Below are 23378 nucleotides of genomic sequence, written 5' to 3' on the forward strand. Positions count from 1 at the left end.
ATGCCCATTGAGTTAATTTAATCACACAAGAGAGGCCCCTGATGAATAAGACTTACAGAATTGCCGCCATTCCCGGCGACGGTATCGGCAAAGAAGTATTACCAGAAGGGGGTCGCGTGCTGGAAGCCGCTGCCCGACGTTGGGATCTCAACCTGGAGTTTCATACTTTCGACTGGGCTAGCTGTGATTACTATCTTGAGCACGGCAGCATGATGCCGGCCGACTGGTTTAAACAACTCCAGTCGTTTGACGCCATCTATTTTGGTGCCGTTGGCTGGCCGGACAAAGTGCCTGACCATATCTCCCTGTGGGGCTCATTGCTTAAGTTTCGCCGTGAATTTGACCAGTACGTCAACCTGCGTCCGGTACGTCTGTTTCCGGGGGTGCCCTGTCCATTAGCCAATAAAAAGCCCGGCGATATCGATTTTTATGTGGTGAGGGAAAATACCGAGGGTGAATACTCTTCCCTTGGTGGCCGCATGTTTGAAGGCACCGACAGAGAGTTTGTGGTACAGGAGTCTATCTTCTCCCGCCACGGCGTTGATCGCATCCTGAAGTATGCTTTTGAACTGGCTCAGACTCGCCCACGCAAAAAACTGACTTCGGCCACAAAATCTAACGGTATGGCTATCAGCATGCCTTACTGGGATGAACGTCTGGCTTTAATGGCAGAAAACTATCCGCAAATTGCCTGGGACAAGCAGCATATTGATATTCTTTGTGCCCGCTTCGTGCTTAACCCGGAACGTTTTGATGTGGTGGTGGCCTCTAACCTGTTTGGCGATATTTTGTCAGACCTTGGCCCTGCCTGTGCCGGCACCATTGGCATCGCGCCGTCTGCCAATATCAATCCGGAACGTAACTTCCCGTCGATGTTTGAACCGGTACACGGTTCTGCCCCTGATATTTACGGCCAGAATATTGCTAATCCGATTGCCATGATCTGGACCGGCGCCATGATGCTGAGCTTTCTGGGTGAAGGGGATAATCGCTATCAACAGGCTCATGATGGCATTCTACACGCCATTGAACAGGCTATCGCTCAGGGCCCCAAAACCCGCGATATGGGCGGTAGTGCCTCAACCCAGGAAGTCGGCAAAGCGATTGCTGAACGACTGTAGTTAAATCTGACAGTTAGCCACTATCGGCATTCGGTATTTATCCGGATGTCGATAGCCCATCACAAATAGCCCGTATTCGATGGTCTATCCTTAAAGACTACCCTGAAACCTATTTCCGGAGGTCAATCTGATGAAACTTAATGATCCAACGTTGTTTAAACAGCAGGCATTTATCAACGGTATCTGGCTGGATGCCGGCAGTAAAAACCATCTCGAGGTATTCGACCCCGCTACCGGTCAACGTTTGGGCCAGGTGCCCGATATGAATGAAAACGATACGCTGGTTGCCGTCGATGCGGCTCGTTTGGCGTTGAACGGCTGGAAAGCGTTACCGGCTCAGCAACGCTCAATACTGCTGCGTAAATGGTTCGATTTAATGATCGAGAACCGTAAAGACTTAGCGATGATCATGACCCGTGAACAGGGCAAGCCATTGGCCGAAGCCGAAGGCGAAATTCGTTATGCCGCTTCCTTTATCGAATGGTTTGCCGAACAGTGTAAACGAACCAATGGTGACGTGATTCCATCTCCAACAGCGGATAAGCGCCTGATGGTGATAAAACAACCCATCGGCGTTTGCGCTGCAATTACACCGTGGAACTTTCCGGCGGCAATGATCACCCGTAAAGCAGCACCGGCGCTGGCTGCAGGTTGTACCATGGTGTTAAGGCCTGCCAGCGAAACACCTTATTCGGCTCTGGCGATGGCGGAACTGGCACGACGTGCGGGTATTCCTGCCGGGGTATTTAATGTGGTAACCGGGCGCTCTGGCCCGATTGGCGGCGTACTCACGGCTCATCCGGATATCCGTAAGCTGACCTTTACCGGCTCCACCGAAGTGGGTCGTCTGTTGATGCGACAAAGTGCTGAGACGATTAAGAAAGTATCACTGGAATTGGGAGGCAATGCGCCTTTTATCGTTTTTGACGATGCAGATATTCCTGCCGCTGTCGAAGGTGCTATTGCGGCCAAATACCGTAATGCCGGACAGACTTGCGTTTGCGCTAACCGTTTTTATATCCACCGCGATATCTATTCTACCTTTGCTGAGCAGCTCACTCGCAAAGTGAATGAACTGAAGGTGGGTAACGGGTTGGATGAAGGGATTAATATCGGCCCGATGATTAATCAGAAAGCCGTGGACAAAGTACAATCGCTGGTTGATGACGCCGTTTCCCACGGTGCCAAAGTGCTGACCGGCGACAAGGCTCATCCACTGGGCGGTAACTTTGTTAATCCAATCGTATTGGGTGATGTTCCTGAGAGTGCAAAGTTACTGGAGGAAGAAATCTTTGGCCCGGTTGCGCCATTAGTGATTTTTGATGATGAAAAAGAGGCGATCCGTCTGGCCAATAACACTATTTATGGGTTGGCTGCCTATTTCTATAGTAAAGACAGTGCCCGTATCTGGCGCGTCAGCGAGGCGTTGGAGTACGGTATGGTCGGTATTAATACCGGTTTGTTGTCGAATGAAGTAGCTCCGTTTGGCGGTGTGAAACAGTCAGGACTGGGGCGTGAAGGCTCTGAGTATGGGATCGATGATTATCTGGAGTTGAAGTATATGTGTCAGGGGGGATTGTAGTGCTGTTGAGGTTTTGTTGAAATGGACAACGGTGGATGTTCCGGCCGTAATGGCATTGTGCTTATATTGACTTTGTGCCCGGCCGGAAGGTACCTGTACTTAAGTCTGGAGAGCGTCGGGCCTGGGCTGCCTACGGGCAGTTATGAAACACCTTGCGGTGTTTCACCCTGACGAGTCAGCGCTTGCGCCAAGTCGCCCCCCACGGCACCCTCTCCCTCCGATTGGCTTTATTAACAGGTAAAACCCATCAAATATTGTCGTAATTAATTCAACTAAATAGACATTACAACTTCATCGAGTTCAGGTAGTCGATGAGTCTTTCTCGTACCTGAGTGATCAGTTCTTCTTTGTGCTCGGCCAGGGTTTGGTCGAACTCTTGTAGCCAGATACCAATTTGCATGCGCTGGTCGCCAAGGGATTGGGACCAGGCGCGTTCAAGACGTGCCAATAGTGCGCGGTTTGGAATGGCGTCTCGCGGGTGGATTTTCAGCGCTTTAAGTCGGTCGTGGCTGGCCTGTTTTTGGCTATCGCTCAATCCTATTGGGCTGTGGTCGATAACTTTGGAGTGGGTGCTGCCGGTTTCCAGCATGTTGACATCCACTTCCAGCAGTCCATTGATATCGTAACTAAAGCGGATATCCAGCGATTGAATACGGCCGTTGGGTTCGACCGGAACTTCGAACGACTCTACCAGAATATTGTTATCTACCCGAGGGCTTTCCCCCTGATAGACCGCTACCCGAATAAATTTTTGTTCCGGGTGATTGGTATAAAAGGTTTCAACCCGGGAGGTGGGTACCACGGTATTACGTTCAATAATCGGAGAGAAGATCCCCGATGTTTTATCGTTACTGGTGGCGATTCCCAGCGTGTACGGACAAACATCCGTCAGGATAACTTCGTCAATATCTTCATTACGCAAGCGACAGGCGGCCTGCACTGCTGCACCTAATGCCACAATGGTGCTGGGATCCAGATGCTGATGGGGCATTTTGCCAAACAGTCGTACAACCATGCGCTGGATAACGCTCAGGCGGGAAGCACCACCCACCAGCACCAGATTATCCAATTGACTCGGTTGTAAGCGAGCATCGCTCAGCGCCTGTTCAATGGGAGCACGCAGGCGGTTTAGCAATGGTAACCACAGCTTTTCAGCCTGTTGATCGTCAAGGCTATAGCGCCATTCCTTATCCTGCCAGTGCCAATTCAGCACACTTTCCTGATTATTCAGGCCGCATTTGATCTCTTCGGCACTGTCATTGAGGCGAGCCATCGCTTCCGGTGTAATGGTACTTTCGTCCAGCTTCCACTCTTTCAGGCAGGCTTTCACCAGTGCGTGAGTAAAATCTTCCCCACCAAGGTAGTTATCACCGGCAGAAGAGTGAACTTCAATCAGAGGCAGTGCATATTCCAGTACGGTAACGTCAAAGGTTCCGCCCCCCAGATCAAACACCAGCGTACGACCAAATTCCTGAGTATGCAGGCCATAGGCCATGGCTGCTGCGGTCGGTTCATTGATTAAACGCACTGCATTTAGTCCCGCCAGCTCCGCAGCAAAACGGGTTTGTTTGCGCTGCTCATCGCTAAAATAGGCAGGAACGGAGATAACTACATCGGTAATCGATTGACCCAACCAAGCCTCAGCATCAGCTTTAAGGGATTTGAGTACCAGTGCGGAAAGTTCAGGCGCTGTGAAAGTCTTATCACCCAGTTTGTACTGGCGATTGCTACCCATATAGCGTTTGAACAGTGAAGCGGTTTTCGTCGGGTGAGTAGTCAGGCGAGACAATGCCGCCCGACCAATCAGAATAGAGTCATCCTCATCAACGCTGATGGCGGAAGGGGTCAGGAATTCCCCCAGCGCATTGGGAATAAGATGAGCTTTGCCATCTTGCCAAACGCTAATAAGACTGTTGGTTGTCCCTAAATCAATACCGATTGCCGGTACAGATGCCTGCTCTCCATTCATGACTTTCACCTCGTTCCAATTCCTTAGTGCTGCATCATATCGGGGGAAAAGCGATCAATCAAACGTCTGAGGACGCTTTATGTCATTCAGATCGATCCCGTACTAAAACCGTCCGTCACTATTTCTTCCGGGTATATTTTGTTACCATCGGATGCTGGTTAAAAAAACTCCACCGGAGGATCCGTGAGAAAAGCCCTTGGCGTGTTTTTCCCCCTGTATACCACAACCATGATTATGTTGTTGGGTTCCGGGCTGTTGACCACCTATATCTCCCTTCGATTAGCATCAACCAGCGTTAGCGGTGCCTTTATTGGGGCGATTATTGCCGCAAACTATATTGGTCTGGTGATTGGTGGGAAGGTCGGTTACTCATTGATTATTCGGGTGGGGCATATCCGAACCTATGTGGCCTGTGCCGGTATTATTACTGCAGCGGTATTGATGCACGGTATCACCGAGATCCTGATGGTATGGGTCGTTTTGAGGCTGATTATTGGCCTGTGCCTGATGTGTCAGTATATGGTGCTGGAAAGCTGGTTTAACGATCAGGCTGAACCTAACCAACGTGGCGTAGTATTTGGCTTTTATATGGCCGCCTCTTATCTGGGAACCGCATTAGGGCAGATTGTGTTAATTATGCAGCCTGATTTAGGCATTCAAACCCTGCTGATTATTGCCCTGTGTTTCTCACTTTGTCTGGTACCTATTGCTCTGACCACCCGTAGCCACGTGCAACAGATTTCACCGGCGCCCATGGAGTTGCGTTATTTTATTGGCTCCATTCCCAAAGTACTGGCCTCTATTGTGGTGATCGGCATGGTGGTGGGCTCTTTTTACGGTCTGGCTCCGGTTTATACCAGCCTGCAATCCCTTTCCACTCAACAGACGGGGATGTTTATGGCGATTTCTATTTGTGCCGGCCTGATTGCTCAATTACCTTTTAGCTGGCTTTCCGATCGTTATAATCGATTAGTTTTATTACGAATTATTGCTCTGTTGCTGGCATTGGCCGCACTACCATTAGCTATACTGACCCATATCTCTTTTACGCTTTTACTGGGAATTGGGTTTGTGGTGGGCATGCTGCAATTTACCCTCTATCCATTAGTCGTAGCTCTGGCCAATGACCTGATTGAATCAGAGCGCCGGGTCTCTCTGGCGGCCTGTTTACTGATGTCATTTGGTGTAGGTGCCAGTATCGGGCCTCTGATTGTTGGTGCTCTGATGCAACCGTTGGGGGGTAATATTCTGTATGCTTTCTTTGCGTTATGTAGCCTGGTGTTGGTACTGCTGAGTCGTACTGCGAAAAAGCAGGAAGTGCATTTTGTGGAAGATGCCCCATTACCACATATTGCTATGCCGGACAGCCTGATGAGTTCTCCGCTTTCTCCTGCTCTTAACCCCAGCTTTGATGAACAGATGATTCAGGACAGCATGCCAGCGCCAGAGATCATTAATCAGCAGGAGATGGTGGAGACGGATAGTCCAGTGGATGACTCAACAGAGACGGCTTCGGCTGTTGTCGATGAGGATATCGAGCCCCCTGTTATTATCATTCGTGAACATCATGAACAGGATGATAAACAGGATAAGGACGACAAAGATGACGGGTTAGAGAAGGCCTACACGCTGGTATAGCTAAATATTTAATAAAGGTATCTGATGACCAAACTAATTGAACCTGAAACCGAACGCCTGCGATTGCGGCAGTGGCGTACTGAAGATCGCGCGCCCTTTGCCGCTCTTAATGCTGACTCTCAGGTAATGGCGTTTTTCCCTTCTACTCTGGATAAAGCCACCAGCGATACCATGGCCGATCGCTGCCAGTCGCTAATTGCTGAACGTGGATGGGGTTTATGGGCAGTTGAGTTAAAAGCTACCGGTCAATTTATTGGCTTTGTCGGCCTGAATATTCCAACCTATGAACTTCCCTTTTCCCCCTGTGTGGAAATTGGCTGGCGACTGGCAAAAGATTTTTGGGGGAAAGGATATGCCACTGAAGCAGCAAAACGCGCACTGCAAGTGGGTTTTGAACAGCTTGATTTACCAGAGATTGTTGCCTTTACTACCATAACCAATCAGCGCTCCAGAGCGGTAATGGAAAGGTTGGGAATGTCGTTATCGCCAGACTACTTTGATCATCCGGCACTGGCTAAAGACCACCCGCTACTGCAACACTGCCTGTATCGCCTGGCAGCAAGACCATAGCTATTACATCAGTTCTCAATAGCTTATTGAAGCTGGTGCAATAAAGAAAAAAGTCCGTTAGCCATGTAAGGCACTAACGGACGAAGCACTACAGGGTGTAAAAATCCTGTTGGCAGAAGCAATCAGGCTTCTACAGTTAAATCTACTACGGTTGCATCAGGTGCATTATTCGTCACAGAAGCAATACCGGCATCCCGTGACTGCTCAGAGGTATACGTCTGGCTGGTACCAATAACCTGACCGTTAGATGCTTTTAAATTGAAAGAGAACTTGTCATTAGAGGTCACTTTCTTTTCAAAATATTTGCTGTCCTGAGAGTGGGTTTTCACTGACTTGATACCATTCTGGCAGTTAGCTTTGGTGGTATAACCTTCACTACCCAGAATGATCTGCCCATTTCCTGCTTTTAAGCGGAAATAGAATTCGTTGTTTTTACTTAGAAAAATTTCAAATTTTGCACTCATTGTCGACTCACCTTTTAGTTAATCCATCTTATTGATAGCGACTACATCTCCTCATGCTGCGATCGGATAAGTTCCTTAAAAAGAGTCAACGCCAACTAAAACAGAAGGACGCTCTTTCTAACCGATACACAGTAAGCATAGTTGATGGTATTAGCTCTGGTATGCAATACGAAAAGAAAAATAATTAAATTTTTCAACCATATGATATTTATGACAAATAATCATTCAGTGATGACAATTTAGCCGGTTAAGGGCCAATTAATAATTCAGACGTGTGGGGGAAAGGCTCAATAGTTATTCCCTGTCACAATAAGCGATAACACCACTGATGTTTGCGTGGTCAATTATTAATTTAATGTTAAGATTGCTGTCTAACTGTGCTTTATAATGAATAAGTACGTAAAGAAACAGTTATAGTGAAAGACCAACAATAACGATGCTGCATCTCATTAGTCTTTAATAATTACCCTATATCTATTCCGGGGTATCACGGCGTCGCCCTGTACCACCCTGAAAAGGACACGATAATGGACGAACAATTAAAACAAAGCGCTCTTGATTTCCACCAGTTTCCTGTACCAGGAAAAATTAAAATAACGCCAACCAAACCGCTGGCTACCCAGCGTGATTTAGCACTGGCCTACTCGCCGGGCGTTGCTGCGCCCTGCTTAGAAATTGCCGCCGACCCTCAGGCATCCTACAAATATACAGCCCGTGGCAATCTGGTAGCGGTAATCTCTAACGGCACAGCCGTACTTGGTCTGGGCAATATCGGTGCTCTGGCCGGAAAACCCGTTATGGAAGGTAAAGGCGTACTGTTCAAAAAGTTCGCCGGTATTGACGTATTCGATATTGAAGTTGACGAATCCGATCCGGATAAGCTGATTGAGATTATCGCTTCTCTGGAGCCAACTTTTGGTGGCATCAACCTGGAAGATATTAAAGCACCCGAGTGCTTCCAGATCGAAAAAGCACTGCGCAAACGCATGAAAATTCCTGTGTTCCACGACGATCAGCATGGTACTGCCATTATCTGTGCTTCCGCAGTATTAAACGGCCTGCGGGTGGTGGATAAAAAGATTGGTGAGGTTACGCTGGTGGTATCCGGTGCCGGTGCAGCGGCCATCGCCTGTCTGAACCTGCTGGTTGCGCTGGGTATGGACAAAAAGAACATTACCGTTTGTGACTCACGCGGCGTTATCTATCAGGGCCGCGATGAGAATATGGAAGAGAATAAAGCGCTTTACGCGGTAGTAGACAGCGGTAAACGCAGTCTGGCCGAGGTCATTGACGGTGCGGATATCTTCCTTGGCTGTTCGGGCCCTGGCGTGTTAACACAGGATATGGTGAAAGGCATGGCGAAGAATCCATTGATTCTGGCGCTGGCTAACCCTGAACCAGAAATTCTGCCACCGCTGGCGAAAGCGGTACGTCCGGATGCTATCGTCTGTACCGGCCGTTCGGACTACCCGAATCAGGTAAACAACGTTCTGTGTTTCCCATTCCTGTTCCGTGGTGCGCTGGATGTTGGCGCCACGGTAATCAACGAAGAGATGAAACTGGCGGCAGTACGTGCCATCGCCGATCTGGCGCTGGCAGAGCAGAGCGATGTGGTGTCCTCTGCTTATGGCGATCAGGAACTCTCTTTTGGGCCTGAATACTTGATTCCAAAACCATTTGACCCGCGTCTGATTGTAAAAATTGCGCCGGCCGTAGCGCAGGCAGCAATGGACTCCGGTGTTGCCGAACGTCCAATTACCGATATGGATGCTTACGTTGAACATCTGACTCAGTTTATCTATAAAACCAATCTGTTTATGAAGCCAATCTTCTCTCAGGCGAAGAAACAGCTGAAACGAATTGTGATGGCTGAAGGGGAAGAAGAACGCGTACTGCACGCCACTCAGGACATCGTTTCTCAGGGGCTGGCCTATCCGATTCTGATCGGTCGCCCAAGCGTGATTGAAATGCGCATCAAGAAATTGGGTCTGCAAATCGTTGCGGGTAAAGACTTTGAGATTGTAAATAACGAATCCGATCCGCGTTTCAACGAGTACTGGAATGAGTACTATCAGTTGATGAAGCGTAAAGGCGTTTCCCGCGAGCAGGCACAGCGTACATTAATAGGTAACCCAACCCTGATTGGTACCATTATGGTGCAACGTGGTGAAGCTGACGGCCTGATTTGCGGCACTATCGGCAGCTATCATGAGCATTATGAGGTGCTGAAAGGAGTATTTGGTTATCGTGACGGGGTGAATACTGCCTGTGCCATGAACGCGATTATTCTGCCAAGCGGCAATACCTTTATTGCTGATACCTATGTGAATGATGATCCAACGCCGGAACAGCTGGCAGAAATCACACTGATGGCAGCGGAGACCGTACGTCGCTTTGGCATCGAGCCTAAAGTCGCGCTGCTGTCCCACTCCAGTTTTGGCACTTCAGATAGTCCAAGCGCCCGTAAAATGCGCCGGGTGCTGGAGCTGGTGAAACTGGCCGCTCCGGAACTGGAAATTGATGGCGAAATGCACGGCGATGCTGCTCTGGTAGAGAGTATCCGTAACGACGTGATGCCGGACAGTCCGCTGAAAGGCGCGGCAAACATCCTGATTATGCCAAATATGGAATCGGCTCGTATCAGCTATAACCTGCTGCGCGTTTCCTCTTCGGAAGGTGTGACCGTGGGCCCAGTGCTGATGGGTATTTCCAAACCGGTACATATTCTGACGCCGATCGCTTCCGTCAGACGTATCGTGAATATGGTAGCGCTGGCGGCGGCTGAAGCTCAAACTCAGTTGCTGTAGTTGATAGAACGCGGTCGTTCTGGCCGCGTTTGCCCGTTTGCCTTAAACTGAAAGCCCGAAAACACCTTGTTTTCGGGCTTTATATTTATTGCCTCATCCGATCTCATCTACCGTTACAACCATTATCACTTCTTTTACCGTTGGCTCATCTATGCTGACGGAAGCCCTGCTTAATCGCTGCTACTATTAATTCAGACAGTAAATCATTCAGATAAGGCTTCACACATGAGCAAAAAATTCACTGCAATCATCTTTGCCGCGTTAATACCCTTGGTGTTGGGAACGACACCGGTAAATGCCGATCCCGGTGGCAATGGTAAAGGTAATAAAAATAAAGGAAACGGGCATGATGACCACGATAATGTCAGCGTAACCATTACGTTCGATCAGGCGCGAGGAATGGCAGTTAACTATGGCATTGTTGGCTATAAGCCTCTGCCACCGGGTATTGCTAAAAATTTAGCACGGGGTAAACCGCTGCCTCCGGGTATTGCTAAAAAAATGGTACCGGTGACCATGCTAAATGGTCTGCCACACTACCCTGGCTATGAATGGTATGCGGTGGGTGATGATTTGGTGCTGGTTGCGGCAACGACTTTGATAGTGAACACGATTTTGCAAGGTGTCTTTAATTAGTCGCTGTTTCAGGTAGTTTATAAACAATAAAACCGGCCTGAACAACGGGCCGGTTTTGTTATCGGAACCATCGCCAGATAGCGATCGTTCCATTTAGTTAGTGCATTACATCATGACATGCACATTGTTTTCGACCAGGACTTCAACGTTTGAAGACGCGGTAGTCCAGACGTCATAGGTATTGCCAGCATATTGATGCTCGCTTTGTGACGTGCTCCACTGAGTATCCATTTCTTCTAACTGCAGTGTACTGCTCTCATCACCATCGACAACCATCGCTTTGTTTCCACTATTGATTGCCAATTCTTCTGTACCCAAACGTAAAACATCATGCAAACTGACTGTCATGGTGTTATTGCCATCACCCAGATCGATAATCTCCACAGAAGTTAATTTGTCTTGCATTAACCCCGATTTCAATTGGTCACTCTGACCTTTCAGGATCAAGGTGTCAGTGCCTTCACTACCAAAGAAGACCAGATTCGCTGAGTGTAGGAGAGTGCCCGTTGTAGCATCATCTACGGTCTCAGCGTTTTCATCCTCTACGTTGGCAGGTACCAGACTATCGCTCTCAAGAACAAAGTCCGGTGTAATGGCATCGAACCATATACCGTAGTAAATAACTGCATATGGTGCACTAGTACCAGTAACATTCCCTTGGTCATCCATTCCAACCACGAAAAGCTCATTATCATCCAGCTGTAAGCTATTGGTTAACTGAAGACTCCACTTCCCATTTGCATCTACAGTCGTACTCCCCAATTCAAGATGACTATAATATCCATTGGAGTAGAGAACGATGACATCACCCGCAGTTCCCGTACCACTAATGAGAGGTTTGCCATAACTAATTGCACCACCGTTCTCAATATCACCCGTGTACATAGGCCCATTATTCATTACTTCTACAGGGCCATCTGAGTGCACATTAGTAATTGCTAAGTTAGCGCTATCTGGCTGGCTATAGTCAAGAATCAGGCTAAAGCTCTCTGATGACTGGCTGTTGTTACCTGCAGTATCTATAGCTGTAACATGGAACTGATGTTCACCTTTAGCCAAATACGCTGCTGGTGTAAAGCTCCACTCACCGCTCAGGCTATCTACTGTTGTCGAGCCTAACAGAACGCTACCGTCATACACTCTCACGATACTACCAACTTCAGCTTTACCCGTCAGAGTTGGTGTTGAGTCATCGGTTATATCACCGCTGCTCAATAAACCCTGTATCGACCCCATATTATCTATCGCTGACTCAATGGTTGGTATCGCTGGCGCAACGGTATCCACAATGAAATCAAATGCAGAGATTGATTCACTATGATTACCCATTTTGTCAGTGGCAACTAATGTAATACTATGTTTACCCTCGGCTAAGTCAAAATCTGGTTTTATATACCAACGGCTACTAAAGGCAGCCACTGTGGATGAACCCAGCAATACACCATTGTCATATACCATGACGACACTATCAATTTTACCGCTACCTGTAATCCAGGGACGGAGATCATCAGTTGAACCATTTGCAGTGACATGACCTCTTACAGTGCCAACAAGATCACTGAGATACATAACTGAAGGTAAGATTCCACTGGTATCAATAGTGATATTAACTTCTGGGCTAACCGTACTAATATTACCCGCTTTATCCATAATCGTGATGGTGAACTGATGCTCGCCATCCGCCAAAGGTGAGCCGTAAGTAGGATACCACCAAGGTCCGCCCGAGCTTGCAGTGGTTGAACCAATAACAACACCGTGATCGTAGATAGTCACAATATTGCCACCTTCGGTCAATCCAGACAAAGCGGGGGTGCAATCATCAGTCACATCACCCTCTTTCAGCGAGATGCTTTCATCCAGATTATTATATGTAATCACTGGAGCAGCACTTGCATCCGGCGCAACAGTATCTACGTAAAAGTAGAAATAGCTGCTCTTGCCACTGGTTTGCCCTTCTGCATTGGTAACATCAATATTGATGCTATATACGTCATCAGGTAACTCAGTTTCTGGAGTAAATGACCATTTGCCTTCACCATCAGCGGTTACACTGGCAAACTTCGCATTATTGTTATATATGGTGACAATACCGTTCGCTATTGCCGTGCCAGATAATGTTGGTCTGGCATCATCTGTAACATGAGTACTTAACACCGTACCCGTGATGATACCTACATTGTCTACCAGAGAAGTAATGGTCGGTATCCCTGGTGCTTCTGACGGCTCCACAGGCGGTGGCATAATGCAAATATCAGCATCAATAACCACAACAAACTCTGGCGATTGGGTGCTCTGATTACCTGCTTTATCAACAGATATCACAGTAAAGGTATGGTCGCCATAAGTCAGATCGAATGATGGCGTGAAACTCCATTTACCCGTAGTACTGTCTGCCTGTACTGAACCTAATTTGACGTCACCATCAAAAATAGTGACAAAATTACCCTTCCCAGCGACACCATTTAGCGTTGGCGTAATGTCATTAGTGACAGTACCGCTACTCATATCGCTGCGGAAATCCGCAGAGACTGATTCGATAGTTGGCATCGCTGGTGGGGTGGTATCGATTGTAAAGCTAAACGCGTTGGATGGAGGATAAACATAACCAATGATGTCAGTTGCGATAGCAGTAATACTATGCTCACCCTGCCCCAGATCAAACGATGGCGTAAAGCTCCACTCACCGTCAGATAAAGCCCTTGTTGATCCCAGTAAGGTCTCTCCATCATAAATCTCAACGATACTGTGCTTATCCGCTGTTCCTGCAATGTATGGGCGAGGATCATCAATAACACTGTCTTTTCGAATTTGACCTGTAATATCACCAACACTATCAATTACGTAAGCGATAATAGTGGGAACATAGTGTCCATTATCAACCGCTAAACTGAACGCTTGGCTTGGTTCACTGACCTTACCATTCGCATCTGTTGCCGTTACGGTAAACACATGTGTACTCATATCAATCGGTGCTGTGGTAAATACCCACTTACCGTCTGCATCTGCTGTTACGCTACCAATCGTCTCTCCACCAAGATAGATACTGACAACACTGTTCGCTATCGCTGAACCATGGAGAGTTGGAGTGTTGTCATCAGTAACATCACCATTTTTTAACGCACCAGTGAGATGACCTACGTTATCAAAGGCATAATCAATGGTTGGTACCGTTGGCGAAACAGTATCAATATCAAAGGTAAATGCTGAAGATGGAACACTCTCATTACCGGCACGATCGGTTACAGTAACCGTGAACGTGTCATAACCTGCCGCCAGAACGGTACTCAGGTTAAACGACCAAGAACCATCTGCACCCACTTTCACGGTACCCACTACAAGGTCATTACTATAAACCGTGATAGTTCCATTCGCTTCGGCACTGCCCGTTAAGAGGGTTGGGTCGTCATTGCTGGTCGCAATATTGGTGGCTGTTGCAGGTGCTGTCGTATCTACAATAATATTGAAAATACCGGTCGGTTTGCTGACCTGTCCAATGTTACTCGTAGACGTTGCGGTAAAGTTATGAGAGCCATCAGTCAACGTCGATGTTGGTGTAAAGAACCACTCACCGTTAGCATCAGTCAGCGTTGAACCTAACAGTGTGGCATCATCATAAACCTTAACGATACAATCCCGAGCGGCAGTACCACTCAGGGTCGGCTTGTTATCATCCGTTACGCTGCCTTGTTTCAACACACCGGTGGTGATACCCACGTCGTCCAACACCATTTCAATTACTGGCGGCATTTGAGACCCGTCACCACAACTGATCACATAGGATTCACTTGGCATATAGGCATTGCCAGATCCATCTATGGCGACGGCTGTCAGTTCATTACTACCATAATACAACGGTGTCGATGGTTTCAGGCTCCATGTACCATCAGCACTTACCCTGGCGCTACCGATTTCATGACTATCTATGGCATCTTTGGTGTACACTCTAATAATGTCACCCGCAGTACCAACACCGTGAATAGTTGGCTGCGAGTCATCAGTCCAATCACCTGACTTAACATTTCCGGTGATATGACCTACTTGATCATCTACTCCAAGAATTTGTTGTCTGATATCAGGGGCTGGTGCAGGGATATCTATGGTCAAATCAAAAACTGTTGATGGCAAGCTGGCATTACCAACTGCATCTGTTGAAGTAACAGCAAAATGATATGTCCCATCCAGTAATGCAGTAGATGGGGTAAAACTCCATTCACCCGTTTCAGCGTCGGCAATAACAGAGCCTAAAAGAACACTATCGTTATACACTTTCACCACACTGCCCATGGCTGCTTTGCCTGTCAGCGTTGGGGTGGAATCATCAGTTATAGCGCCATGCTTCAGAAGACCCTGAATTGCACCCACATTATCCTGTACAGATTCAATGGTTGGTATAACTGGCTCTTCCGGCACCGGTGGGTGAATATGAAGTTCAGGATCCACAGTGACTATAAACTCGGCTGATGGAATACCTGCATCACCTGCCACCGTAAAGGCATGATCTCCGGCTGGCAATTCTGCTGCTGGCGTAAAACTCCACTTACCGGCGCTATCCGCTACCGTTGAACCCAGAATAGTGCCATTATTCAAAATGGTCACAACGCTGCCTTGCTCTGCCGTGCCTTTCAGCGTTGGCGTAGCATTATTAACCACTGTACCGCTATTTAAGTCACCACGGAAATCCGCAGAAACTGACTCGATAGTTAGCGTAACGGGTGGTTCTGCAGGTGGCGGAATAATACAAAATTCACTATCAATAATGACAATAAACTCAGGTGACTGACTGCTGTAGTTACCTGCTGCATCGATGGCTTCTGCAATGAAGATATGTTCACCGAACAGGAGATCCTCTTTCGGCGTAAAGCTCCACTTACCTGTGGTACCATCCGCCTCAACGATCGCGATTAAATTATCATTATCGAAAATACGTACCGTACTGCCGTGCTCAGCTACGCCACTTAACGTCGGTAGGGTATTATTAATGATGACATCGCCAGTCAGCTCACCACGGAAATCCGCAGAAACTGATTCAATGGTCGGTGCATCTGGTGGAGTAATATCAATAGTAAAGGTAATTGCTGGGGTAGGATTACCAACAGTATCATTTGCATCGATCGCGACAGCTGTGATGCTGTGCTCTCCTTGAGCCAAATCATCGATTGGCGTAAAGCTCCACTCACCGTCTTCATATGCTACGGTTGAACCCAACAGAGTACTGCCATCATAAATTTTAATCACATAACCTACTTCTGCATAACCAGTGATTATTGGACGAACTTCATCGGTTACGCTACCCGGGAAGATATTACCTGTTATCTCACCCGTCGAATCACTTAACTCAGTAATCCCTATACCTTTCAAACTAATATAGAAAGAATACTCCTGACTGGCTTGACTAATATTACCCGCACTATCCATTACGGTGGTGGTAATGGTATGAGCCCCTGATTCTGGAGCATGTTCCAGATTAAACTCCCAATAACCATCAAAATCAGCCACCGTACTACCAATTACACTGCCATTATCATATACGGTAACGACACCATGAGCTTCAGCCGTCCCCGTGATGAACTCCGGCGCGCCACATGGGTATTGAACGATATCTATATCAGAGGCTGCTTCCGGGGCGATAGTGTCCACAGTCAGCACAAAGCTATCCGACGGGGCGCTAACGTTACCCGTCGCGCTGACCGAAACAACATGGAACTGATGTTCACCTTCAGCTAATGATGTGGTTGACGTAAAGCTCCACTGACCCGTTTGGTTATCTGCCACCGTTGAGCCCAGTAACTCTTCACCATCATAAACTTTCACCACGCTGCCCATGGTCGCTTTACCGGTCAGCGTTGGGGTTGCATCATCGGTTATATCACCATGCTTCAGAATACCCTGAATTGCACCCACATCATCCTGTGCGGATTCAATGGTTGGTACCACAGGAGCAGTGGTCTCAATGAAGAACACAAACGCTGTACTTGGTTCACTGGTCTTACCGAACTCGTTAGTCGCCGTCACGGTAATACTGTGCACACCTTCACTTAAATCGGTGGGTGGGGTAAAACTCCACTCACTATTAGATCTAACCGGGATTGAGCCCAGACAGGTGTCACCGTCATAAACCTTAATAATATCGCCGGTTCTGGCATTGCCAGTCATTTCCGGACGGGCATCATCGGTGATGCCATTTGGTGCAATGCTACCCCTGATATCACCCACATCATCGATGAGTTTAATCGAAGAGATTGATGCAGGAGCCGGGTATTCAAGGTTCAGAATGAATGGCTCTGACGGTACACTGATGTTACCAGCGCTATCCATTGACGTTACAGTGAATTTGTACTCGCCCTCAGCCAACTCAAAAGCTGGCGTAAAGCTCCACTTACCTTCGCTATCCACAACGACAGAACCCAGTAATGCTGTTCCTTCCAGAGGTATCGCTGTACCATACACATTCACCACACTACCCGCTTCAGCTTTGCCGCTCAGTGTTGGGGTAAAATCACCCGTCGAATCACCACTGTTCAGACTGCCCTGAATGACACCCACATCATCCTGTGCGGATTCAATGGTCGGTGCATCTGGTGGAGTAATATCAATAGTAAAGGTAATTGCTGGGGTAGGATTACCAACAGTATCATTTGCATCGATCGCGACAGCTGTGATGCTGTGCTCCCCTTGAGCCAAATCATCGATTGGCGTAAAGCTCCATTCACCGTCTTCATATGCTACGGTTGAACCCAACAGAGTACTGCCATCATAAATTTTAATGACATAACCTACTTCTGCATAACCAGTGATTATTGGACGAACTTCATCGGTTACGCTACCCGGGAAGATATTACCTGTTATCTCACCCGTCGAATCACTTAACTCAGTAATCCCTATACCTTTCAAACTAATATAGAAAGAATACTCCTGACTGGCTTGACTAATATTACCCGCACTATCCATTACGGTGGTGGTGATCGTATGAGCCCCTGATTCTGGAGCATGTTCCAGATTAAACTCCCAAAAACCATCAAAATCAGCCACCGTACTACCAATTACACTGCCATTATCATATACGGTAACGACACCATGAGCTTCAGCCGTCCCCGTGATGAACTCCGGCGCGCCACATGGGTATTGAACGATATCTATATCAGAGGCTGCTTCCGGCGCAATGGTATCTACCGTCAGCACAAAGCTATCCGACGGGGCGCTAACGTTACCAGTAGCACTGACCGAAACAACATGGAACTGATGTTCACCTTCGGCTAATGATGTGGTTGACGTAAAGCTCCACTGACCCGTTTGGTTATCTGCCACCGTTGAACCCAGTAACTCTTCACCATCATAAACTTTCACCACGCTGCCCATGGCTGCTTTACCTGCCAGCGTTGGGGTGGAATCGTCGGTTATAGCGCCATGCTTCAGAATACCCTGAATTGCACCCACATCATCCTGAGCGGATTCAATGGTTGCTGGTATTTGCGGCTCAGAGTCATTACCTATCAGTTTGAAGGTTACTGTGTTGGAGGATTCGCTGATATTGCCCGCTTTATCCATTGCCGTGACATAAGTTTCATGATCGCCGCTCCCTAATGCTGGCGGCGGTGTAAATACCCATGATCCTGATGCATCAGCAATGGTCTGACCGACTACGTTACCATTATCAATGATGGTAATCGTACTTCCTGGCTCACCTTTACCATAGAACCCACCGAACCATTCATCTACGCCCGGAATATACGGATTCCCTTCATCATCAAGGACATCTGCATGAAGCATAATACTAATATTAATCGATGGTTTTTCCGGCGCAATGGTATCTACCGTCAGCACAAAGCTATCCGACGGGGCGCTAACGTTACCAGTAGCACTGACCGAAACAACATGGAACTGATGTTCACCTTCAGCTAATGATGTGGTTGACGTAAAGCTCCACTGACCCGTTTGGTTATCTGCCACCGTTGAGCCCAGTAACTCTTCACCATCATAAACTTTCACCACGCTGCCCATGGCTGCTTTGCCTGCCAGCGTTGGGGTAGAATCATCAGTTATAGCGCCATGCTTCAGAATACCCTGAATTGCACCCACATCATCCTGTGCGGATTCAATGGTTGGTACAACTGGCTCTTCCGGCACTGGTGGATGAATATGAAGTTCAGGATCCACGGTGACCATAAACTCGGCGGATGGGATACCTGCATCACCCGCTACCGTAAAGGCATGATCGCCTGCCGGCAGTTCTGCTGCTGGCGTAAAACTCCACTTACCGGTGCTATCCGCTACCGTCGAACCCAGAATGGTGCCATTATCAAAAATGGTCACAACGCTGCTTTGCTCTGCCGTGCCTTTCAGCGTTGGCGTAGCATTATTAACCGCTGTACCACTATCTAAGTCACCGCGGAAATCCGCAGAAACAAATTCAATGGTTGGTACAACTGGCTCTGTCGGTACCGGTGGGTGAATATGAAGTTCAGGATCCACGGTGACCATAAACTCGGCGGATGGGATACCTGCATCACCCGCTACCGTAAAGGCATGATCGCCTGCCGGCAGTTCTGCTGCTGGCGTAAAACTCCACTTACCGGTGCTATCCGCTACCGTCGAACCCAGAATGGTGCCATTATCAAAAATGGTCACAACGCTGCTTTGCTCTGCCGTGCCTTTCAGCGTTGGCGTAGCATTATTAACCGCTGTACCACTATCTAAGTCACCGCGGAAATCAGCAGAAACAAATTCAATGGTTGGTACAACTGGCTCTGTCGGTGAACTTGTGGTCTCAGAGATAAACTCAAATACTGTTGACGGCTCACTCACATTACCCGCACTATCCGTTACACGGGCTGTGATATTATGAGTACCTACACTTAGCGGCTCGTCTGGTGTAAATACCCATCGACCTTCATCACTCACCGCTGCCTGGCCAATTAACACATCATTATCAAAAATAGTGACCGTGCTGTTTGGCTCACCTTCACCCACGAAAGATGGCGTTTTATCGTCCGTAACGTTGTTAATAATCGGCTGTTCTGGCGCTAACGTATCTACATTAAATACAAACACATCAGAGATTTGACTACCATTACCGGCTTCATCTATTGCCGCAACGCAGATACTATGGGCACCTTCGCTCAGTGCCACTTCTGGAGTAAATGTCCAGTTTCCGGATTGATCGGTAATCACACTACCGATGAATTCACCACGATCGGTAACAATAATGGTACTTCCCGCCTCACCCTGCCCCGAGATAATCGGTTTGGCTTCATGAGTATTGCTACCCAATAAAATTGGGTTGTTCAAATCACCAGAAGAGTCCAGTACTGCATTAATGACCGGAGTGTCTGGTGCAGTAATATCGATTTCAAATATTATCGGATCGGATGGCAGGCTTTGGTTGCCATCCTTATCCGTAGATATCATCGTGATACGGTGCTGACCTTCAGCCAACGGTTTATCTGGCGTAAAGCTCCATATACCATCTTCACCTACAGTAACCTGACCAATAATTTTGCCGCCATCAGCTTTGAGTAATTGCTTACCGCTCTTATTTACGGCAGACAGAAGACTCGCATTACTGCTATCAATAAAGGTAATAACAGCGCCTGGTTCACCTACGCCAGAAAAAATGGGTGTGGTACTGGCCGTTTTTGTTTCCAGATTGATAGCAAGCAATGTCTCGCTATCTACCATACTGTTAAACACTGCCTGAACCGGGGCTATCGGTTGTTCTGACGTAGCGATATCAACCGTAAATGAGAAAGCTTCAGATGAACCACTGGTTGAACCTGATGGGCTAGTTTGAGTCAACGTAATGTTATGTACGCCCCCATTTAAAGCCGTTTCAGATATAAATTGCCACTGACCATTGGCATTAACCACCGTGGTACCAATGACCTGATTGTTATCATAAATAGTAATGGTGTCGCCTGCTTCACCGACACCATAAATTGTGGTCTTATTTTCAGTTGTACTGGTACCAGAAACTGCAGGAATAGCGACTTCACCAACCGTATTAATAGTTTCAGCTGGTGTTGGTAAAGGTTCTACTTGAGATTCAGCCTGTGGTTCTGCCTGAGAGCTCGGTTGAGGTTTTGTATCAGGTGTTTGTAGTGATACAGAAGATGAAGAAGAGTTATCATCATCTTTATTCGTATTATAAATGCCATAGCCAATACCGCCAATCACTGCGGTACCTAAGAACCACGGCCATGATGCCATCAGTCCATCGCTATATTCAACGCTCTCAAATAAATAGCTACTATCGCCCAGTGAAGAACCGCCTAATGTAACAGAGGTAACCCCCTCGTCAGCCAGCATGTAACCTTCGTTCAATGCATCACTGGTAATATAGGAATAGAGCTGACCATCCTCAGCAATACCCAATAATGGCTGGTGATTACCTGAAACATAGTAATTATCAATAACAATCGCAGGATCGGTATCGCCTTCCAAGATCACATACAGATCGTTACCGTGCCGCTTTAGCGTCACATTTTCCGGCGAGTGGTTATTATCTTGATTTTTTAAGATGTACTGGTGTCCATCCTGAATTTGAATTCTGGCGGGGTTGTTTGAATCAAGAGATATAACCTGAGAGCTGGCGCCCCCGGAATTAACCAATAGACTAATATTTTTACTCATACGAGAACAGACTCCTTATCCATTACTCATTTTTTGATAGCCCGTTGAGTTCATCACTCTTAACAGAACTCAATCTCAGGTTCTGCAACCGGGCTTGCTTTTTATTGTTATCTGTTGGTGTATCTAATTAGCGGAATTTAGCGCGTACTCCCTGATTACTGTTGCGATCTTGCTGACAACGTAAACAATTTTTAGCGTTTATCATTCAGCTTAATGTTGCTATTCGACGATGAGCACAAGGGCCGAAAGTGGGGTTTTCTTCCGTTAACCCACTATCCATCCTGCTGTTTTTATTTGTGCCTTGAGCTACCGGTGTGTTTTTTCCTCCTCCTTTTTGTGCCTGAAATATCCTTTTTGGCTATTTCAGCGAAATTTAGATGTAAAAACGGCCACCAAACGGTGGCCGTTCTATCTTTCAATTACATAATGATAGTGTTAACTGTATTCTCAACTAATAGCTCAACACCGGCATTACCAATAGACCAGACGTTATAAGTGTTACCTGCATAATGATAATCTTGCTCAGTTATCATCCACTTACTGTCGTCGCCGCCAGACTGAATCCACTGTTCGCGAACGTTTTCGATCGCTAAGGTAGAACCGTCTTCGCCATTGATAACCAGCGCTTTCTTATCACCGTGAACTGACAGCTCTTCAGAGCCCATACGCAGAACGTCATGCATAGAAACGGTAATGGTGTTATGACCATCGCCCAGATCAAAGATCTCTACTGACGTTAACGTGTCTTTCAGTGCGCTCAGGGATAAGTTAGCGTACACCGTTGACAGTGCTACCGTATCAGTACCTTCGCCGCCATCAACCAGAGCAAAGTTCAGTGATTGCAGATTGATCAGATCGTTACCAGCACCAGCCAGCACCTGATCCGCTTCACCCACATGATTAAACACGTCATCACCAGCAGTACCCTGCATCACTTCGCCATGTACCGGAGCTGGAATAAATGCTTCAACGACCAGAGTGTATGGCTCGCTTGCTTCGCTACGCGTACCTGCTGCAGGATCTATCGCTACAACGGTCAGTTGGTTTTCACCCACTGACAATGCAGCAAATCCATAAGGAGCTACGCTCCAGTTACCTTCAGCATCAACGACTGCCTGGCCAACTTCATGTCTGCCATTAATATCGGTGTTGTATACAACAACAACATCACCAGCAGTACCGGTGCCGCTGATAACCGGGCGAGCATCATCCGTGATCGCACCAGATTTAACATTACCCACATCAGCACCAACCTGATCATAGGCACCGCTAATGATTGGTGTTACTAATGTACGATTTGGCTCTGGCTGTGGCTCTGGTTGCGGCTCTGGTTGCGGCTCAGGCTGTGGCTCTGGTTGTGGCTCTGGTTGTGGCTCTGGTTGTGGCTCTGGCTGCGGCTCTGGTTGTGGCTCAGGTTGTAGTTCAGGTGGTAGCTGTGGTGCCGGTTGTGTAATGTCACCCACTTCCATCATTGTCGCGCCCAACACGAACTGGTTGTTACCGTAGCTATCCATTCCAAGAACAGAAAGGTAATGGATACCGTCTGGCAATTCATTAGCAGAAAGGCTCCACAGGCCATCTTCACCAATCACTGTGTGACCGATCGCCCTGCCATTATCAAACAGAGTAATCATAGTTCCCGGTACACCTTCACCAGAAAACGCAGGGGTAGCATCGCGACTGTTATCAATAAAATTGGTATTCATTTAAATTATTTCCTTATATTCCATTTTCAGAAATAGGCATTCCATTAAGTGCTTAACGCTTAACTCAGCGTTTGATGGCGTCAGACAAATGTCCTGCCATCACTATTTCCGTATACTTAAAAAGTAAAAATCACCTGAATAAAACAGGTTAACTGTTACTCATCCTGCGTGATTACTAACCAGTAATGGGTTCTCCCTCCCTTTACTGACATCAACTAAGTCAACGCACTTACTTGACGATTTTCACGGTTATACCGGT

The 23378-nt window shown here is 47.4% G+C and carries 10 protein-coding genes; 6 read left to right on the forward strand and 4 right to left on the reverse strand.

The annotated features are described in order from the left end of the window. Positions 1 to 41: 41 nt before the first annotated feature. Together I2494_RS08140 and I2494_RS08145 are read left to right on the forward strand one after the other, a co-directional pair. Complete coding sequence (locus I2494_RS08140; protein WP_218467581.1) at positions 42 to 1121, forward strand: tartrate dehydrogenase; 1080 nt, start codon at positions 42 to 44, stop codon at positions 1119 to 1121. Between the two features lie 130 nt (positions 1122 to 1251). Next, positions 1252 to 2703, forward strand: coding sequence for an NAD-dependent succinate-semialdehyde dehydrogenase (locus I2494_RS08145; RefSeq protein ID WP_218467582.1), 1452 nt, complete (start codon positions 1252 to 1254; stop codon positions 2701 to 2703). 283 nt (positions 2704 to 2986) lie between these two features. Here the strand turns inward: I2494_RS08145 and I2494_RS08150 are convergent, their stop codons facing one another. Continuing rightward, entirely contained in the window at positions 2987 to 4672 is a 1686-nt protein-coding gene (locus I2494_RS08150) for a molecular chaperone HscC (protein WP_218467583.1), read from the reverse strand. A 183-nt stretch (positions 4673 to 4855) separates the two neighbouring features. Between I2494_RS08150 and I2494_RS08155 the strand changes: the two genes are divergently transcribed. Next, a complete protein-coding gene (locus I2494_RS08155; protein WP_218467584.1) occupies positions 4856 to 6310 on the forward strand; it encodes an MFS transporter in 1455 nt (484 codons plus the stop codon). 24 nt (positions 6311 to 6334) lie between these two features. Continuing rightward, positions 6335 to 6880, forward strand: a complete 546-nt coding sequence (locus tag I2494_RS08160) for a GNAT family N-acetyltransferase (RefSeq protein ID WP_218467585.1) — start codon at positions 6335 to 6337, stop codon at positions 6878 to 6880. 122 nt (positions 6881 to 7002) lie between these two features. Here I2494_RS08160 and I2494_RS08165 read toward each other — a convergent pair whose 3' ends face one another. Beyond that, on the reverse strand, positions 7003 to 7344 hold the full coding sequence (locus I2494_RS08165; RefSeq protein ID WP_140920437.1) for a YegP family protein: 342 nt from the start codon (positions 7342 to 7344) through the stop codon (positions 7003 to 7005). A 527-nt stretch (positions 7345 to 7871) separates the two neighbouring features. On the opposite strand from I2494_RS08165, the gene maeB reads away from it, so the two are divergent. Both maeB and I2494_RS08175 read left to right on the forward strand, forming a co-directional pair. After that, complete coding sequence (gene maeB, locus I2494_RS08170) at positions 7872 to 10151, forward strand: NADP-dependent oxaloacetate-decarboxylating malate dehydrogenase (protein ID WP_218467586.1); 2280 nt, start codon at positions 7872 to 7874, stop codon at positions 10149 to 10151. Between the two features lie 225 nt (positions 10152 to 10376). After that, the gene (locus I2494_RS08175; RefSeq protein ID WP_218467587.1) at positions 10377 to 10787 is read left to right on the forward strand and encodes an anti-virulence regulator CigR family protein; all 411 of its coding nucleotides are present in this window, start codon (positions 10377 to 10379) and stop codon (positions 10785 to 10787) included. A gap of 105 nt (positions 10788 to 10892) precedes the next feature. Here the strand turns inward: I2494_RS08175 and I2494_RS08180 are convergent, their stop codons facing one another. Further along, positions 10893 to 21413, reverse strand: a complete 10521-nt coding sequence (locus I2494_RS08180) for an Ig-like domain-containing protein (protein ID WP_218467588.1) — start codon at positions 21411 to 21413, stop codon at positions 10893 to 10895. Between the two features lie 419 nt (positions 21414 to 21832). Continuing rightward, positions 21833 to 23119: an Ig-like domain-containing protein gene (locus tag I2494_RS08185; protein ID WP_218467589.1), complete on the reverse strand. Its 1287-nt coding sequence runs from the start codon at positions 23117 to 23119 to the stop codon at positions 21833 to 21835. Between the last annotated feature and the right edge of the window lie 259 nt (positions 23120 to 23378).

This window comes from Limnobaculum allomyrinae, from assembly GCF_016649425.1.
Lineage (GTDB): Bacteria > Pseudomonadota > Gammaproteobacteria > Enterobacterales > Enterobacteriaceae > Limnobaculum > Limnobaculum allomyrinae.

Coding starts and splice junctions, on each gene's coding strand:
- I2494_RS08180 (WP_218467588.1), bottom strand. CDS start 21,413: ATGAGTAAAAATATTAGTCTATTGGTTAATTCCGGGGGCGCCAGCTCT.
- I2494_RS08140 (WP_218467581.1), top strand. CDS start 42: ATGAATAAGACTTACAGAATTGCCGCCATTCCCGGCGACGGTATCGGC.
- I2494_RS08145 (WP_218467582.1), top strand. CDS start 1,252: ATGAAACTTAATGATCCAACGTTGTTTAAACAGCAGGCATTTATCAAC.
- I2494_RS08175 (WP_218467587.1), top strand. CDS start 10,377: ATGAGCAAAAAATTCACTGCAATCATCTTTGCCGCGTTAATACCCTTG.
- maeB (WP_218467586.1), top strand. CDS start 7,872: ATGGACGAACAATTAAAACAAAGCGCTCTTGATTTCCACCAGTTTCCT.
- I2494_RS08165 (WP_140920437.1), bottom strand. CDS start 7,344: ATGAGTGCAAAATTTGAAATTTTTCTAAGTAAAAACAACGAATTCTAT.
- I2494_RS08185 (WP_218467589.1), bottom strand. CDS start 23,119: ATGAATACCAATTTTATTGATAACAGTCGCGATGCTACCCCTGCGTTT.
- I2494_RS08150 (WP_218467583.1), bottom strand. CDS start 4,672: ATGAATGGAGAGCAGGCATCTGTACCGGCAATCGGTATTGATTTAGGG.
- I2494_RS08160 (WP_218467585.1), top strand. CDS start 6,335: ATGACCAAACTAATTGAACCTGAAACCGAACGCCTGCGATTGCGGCAG.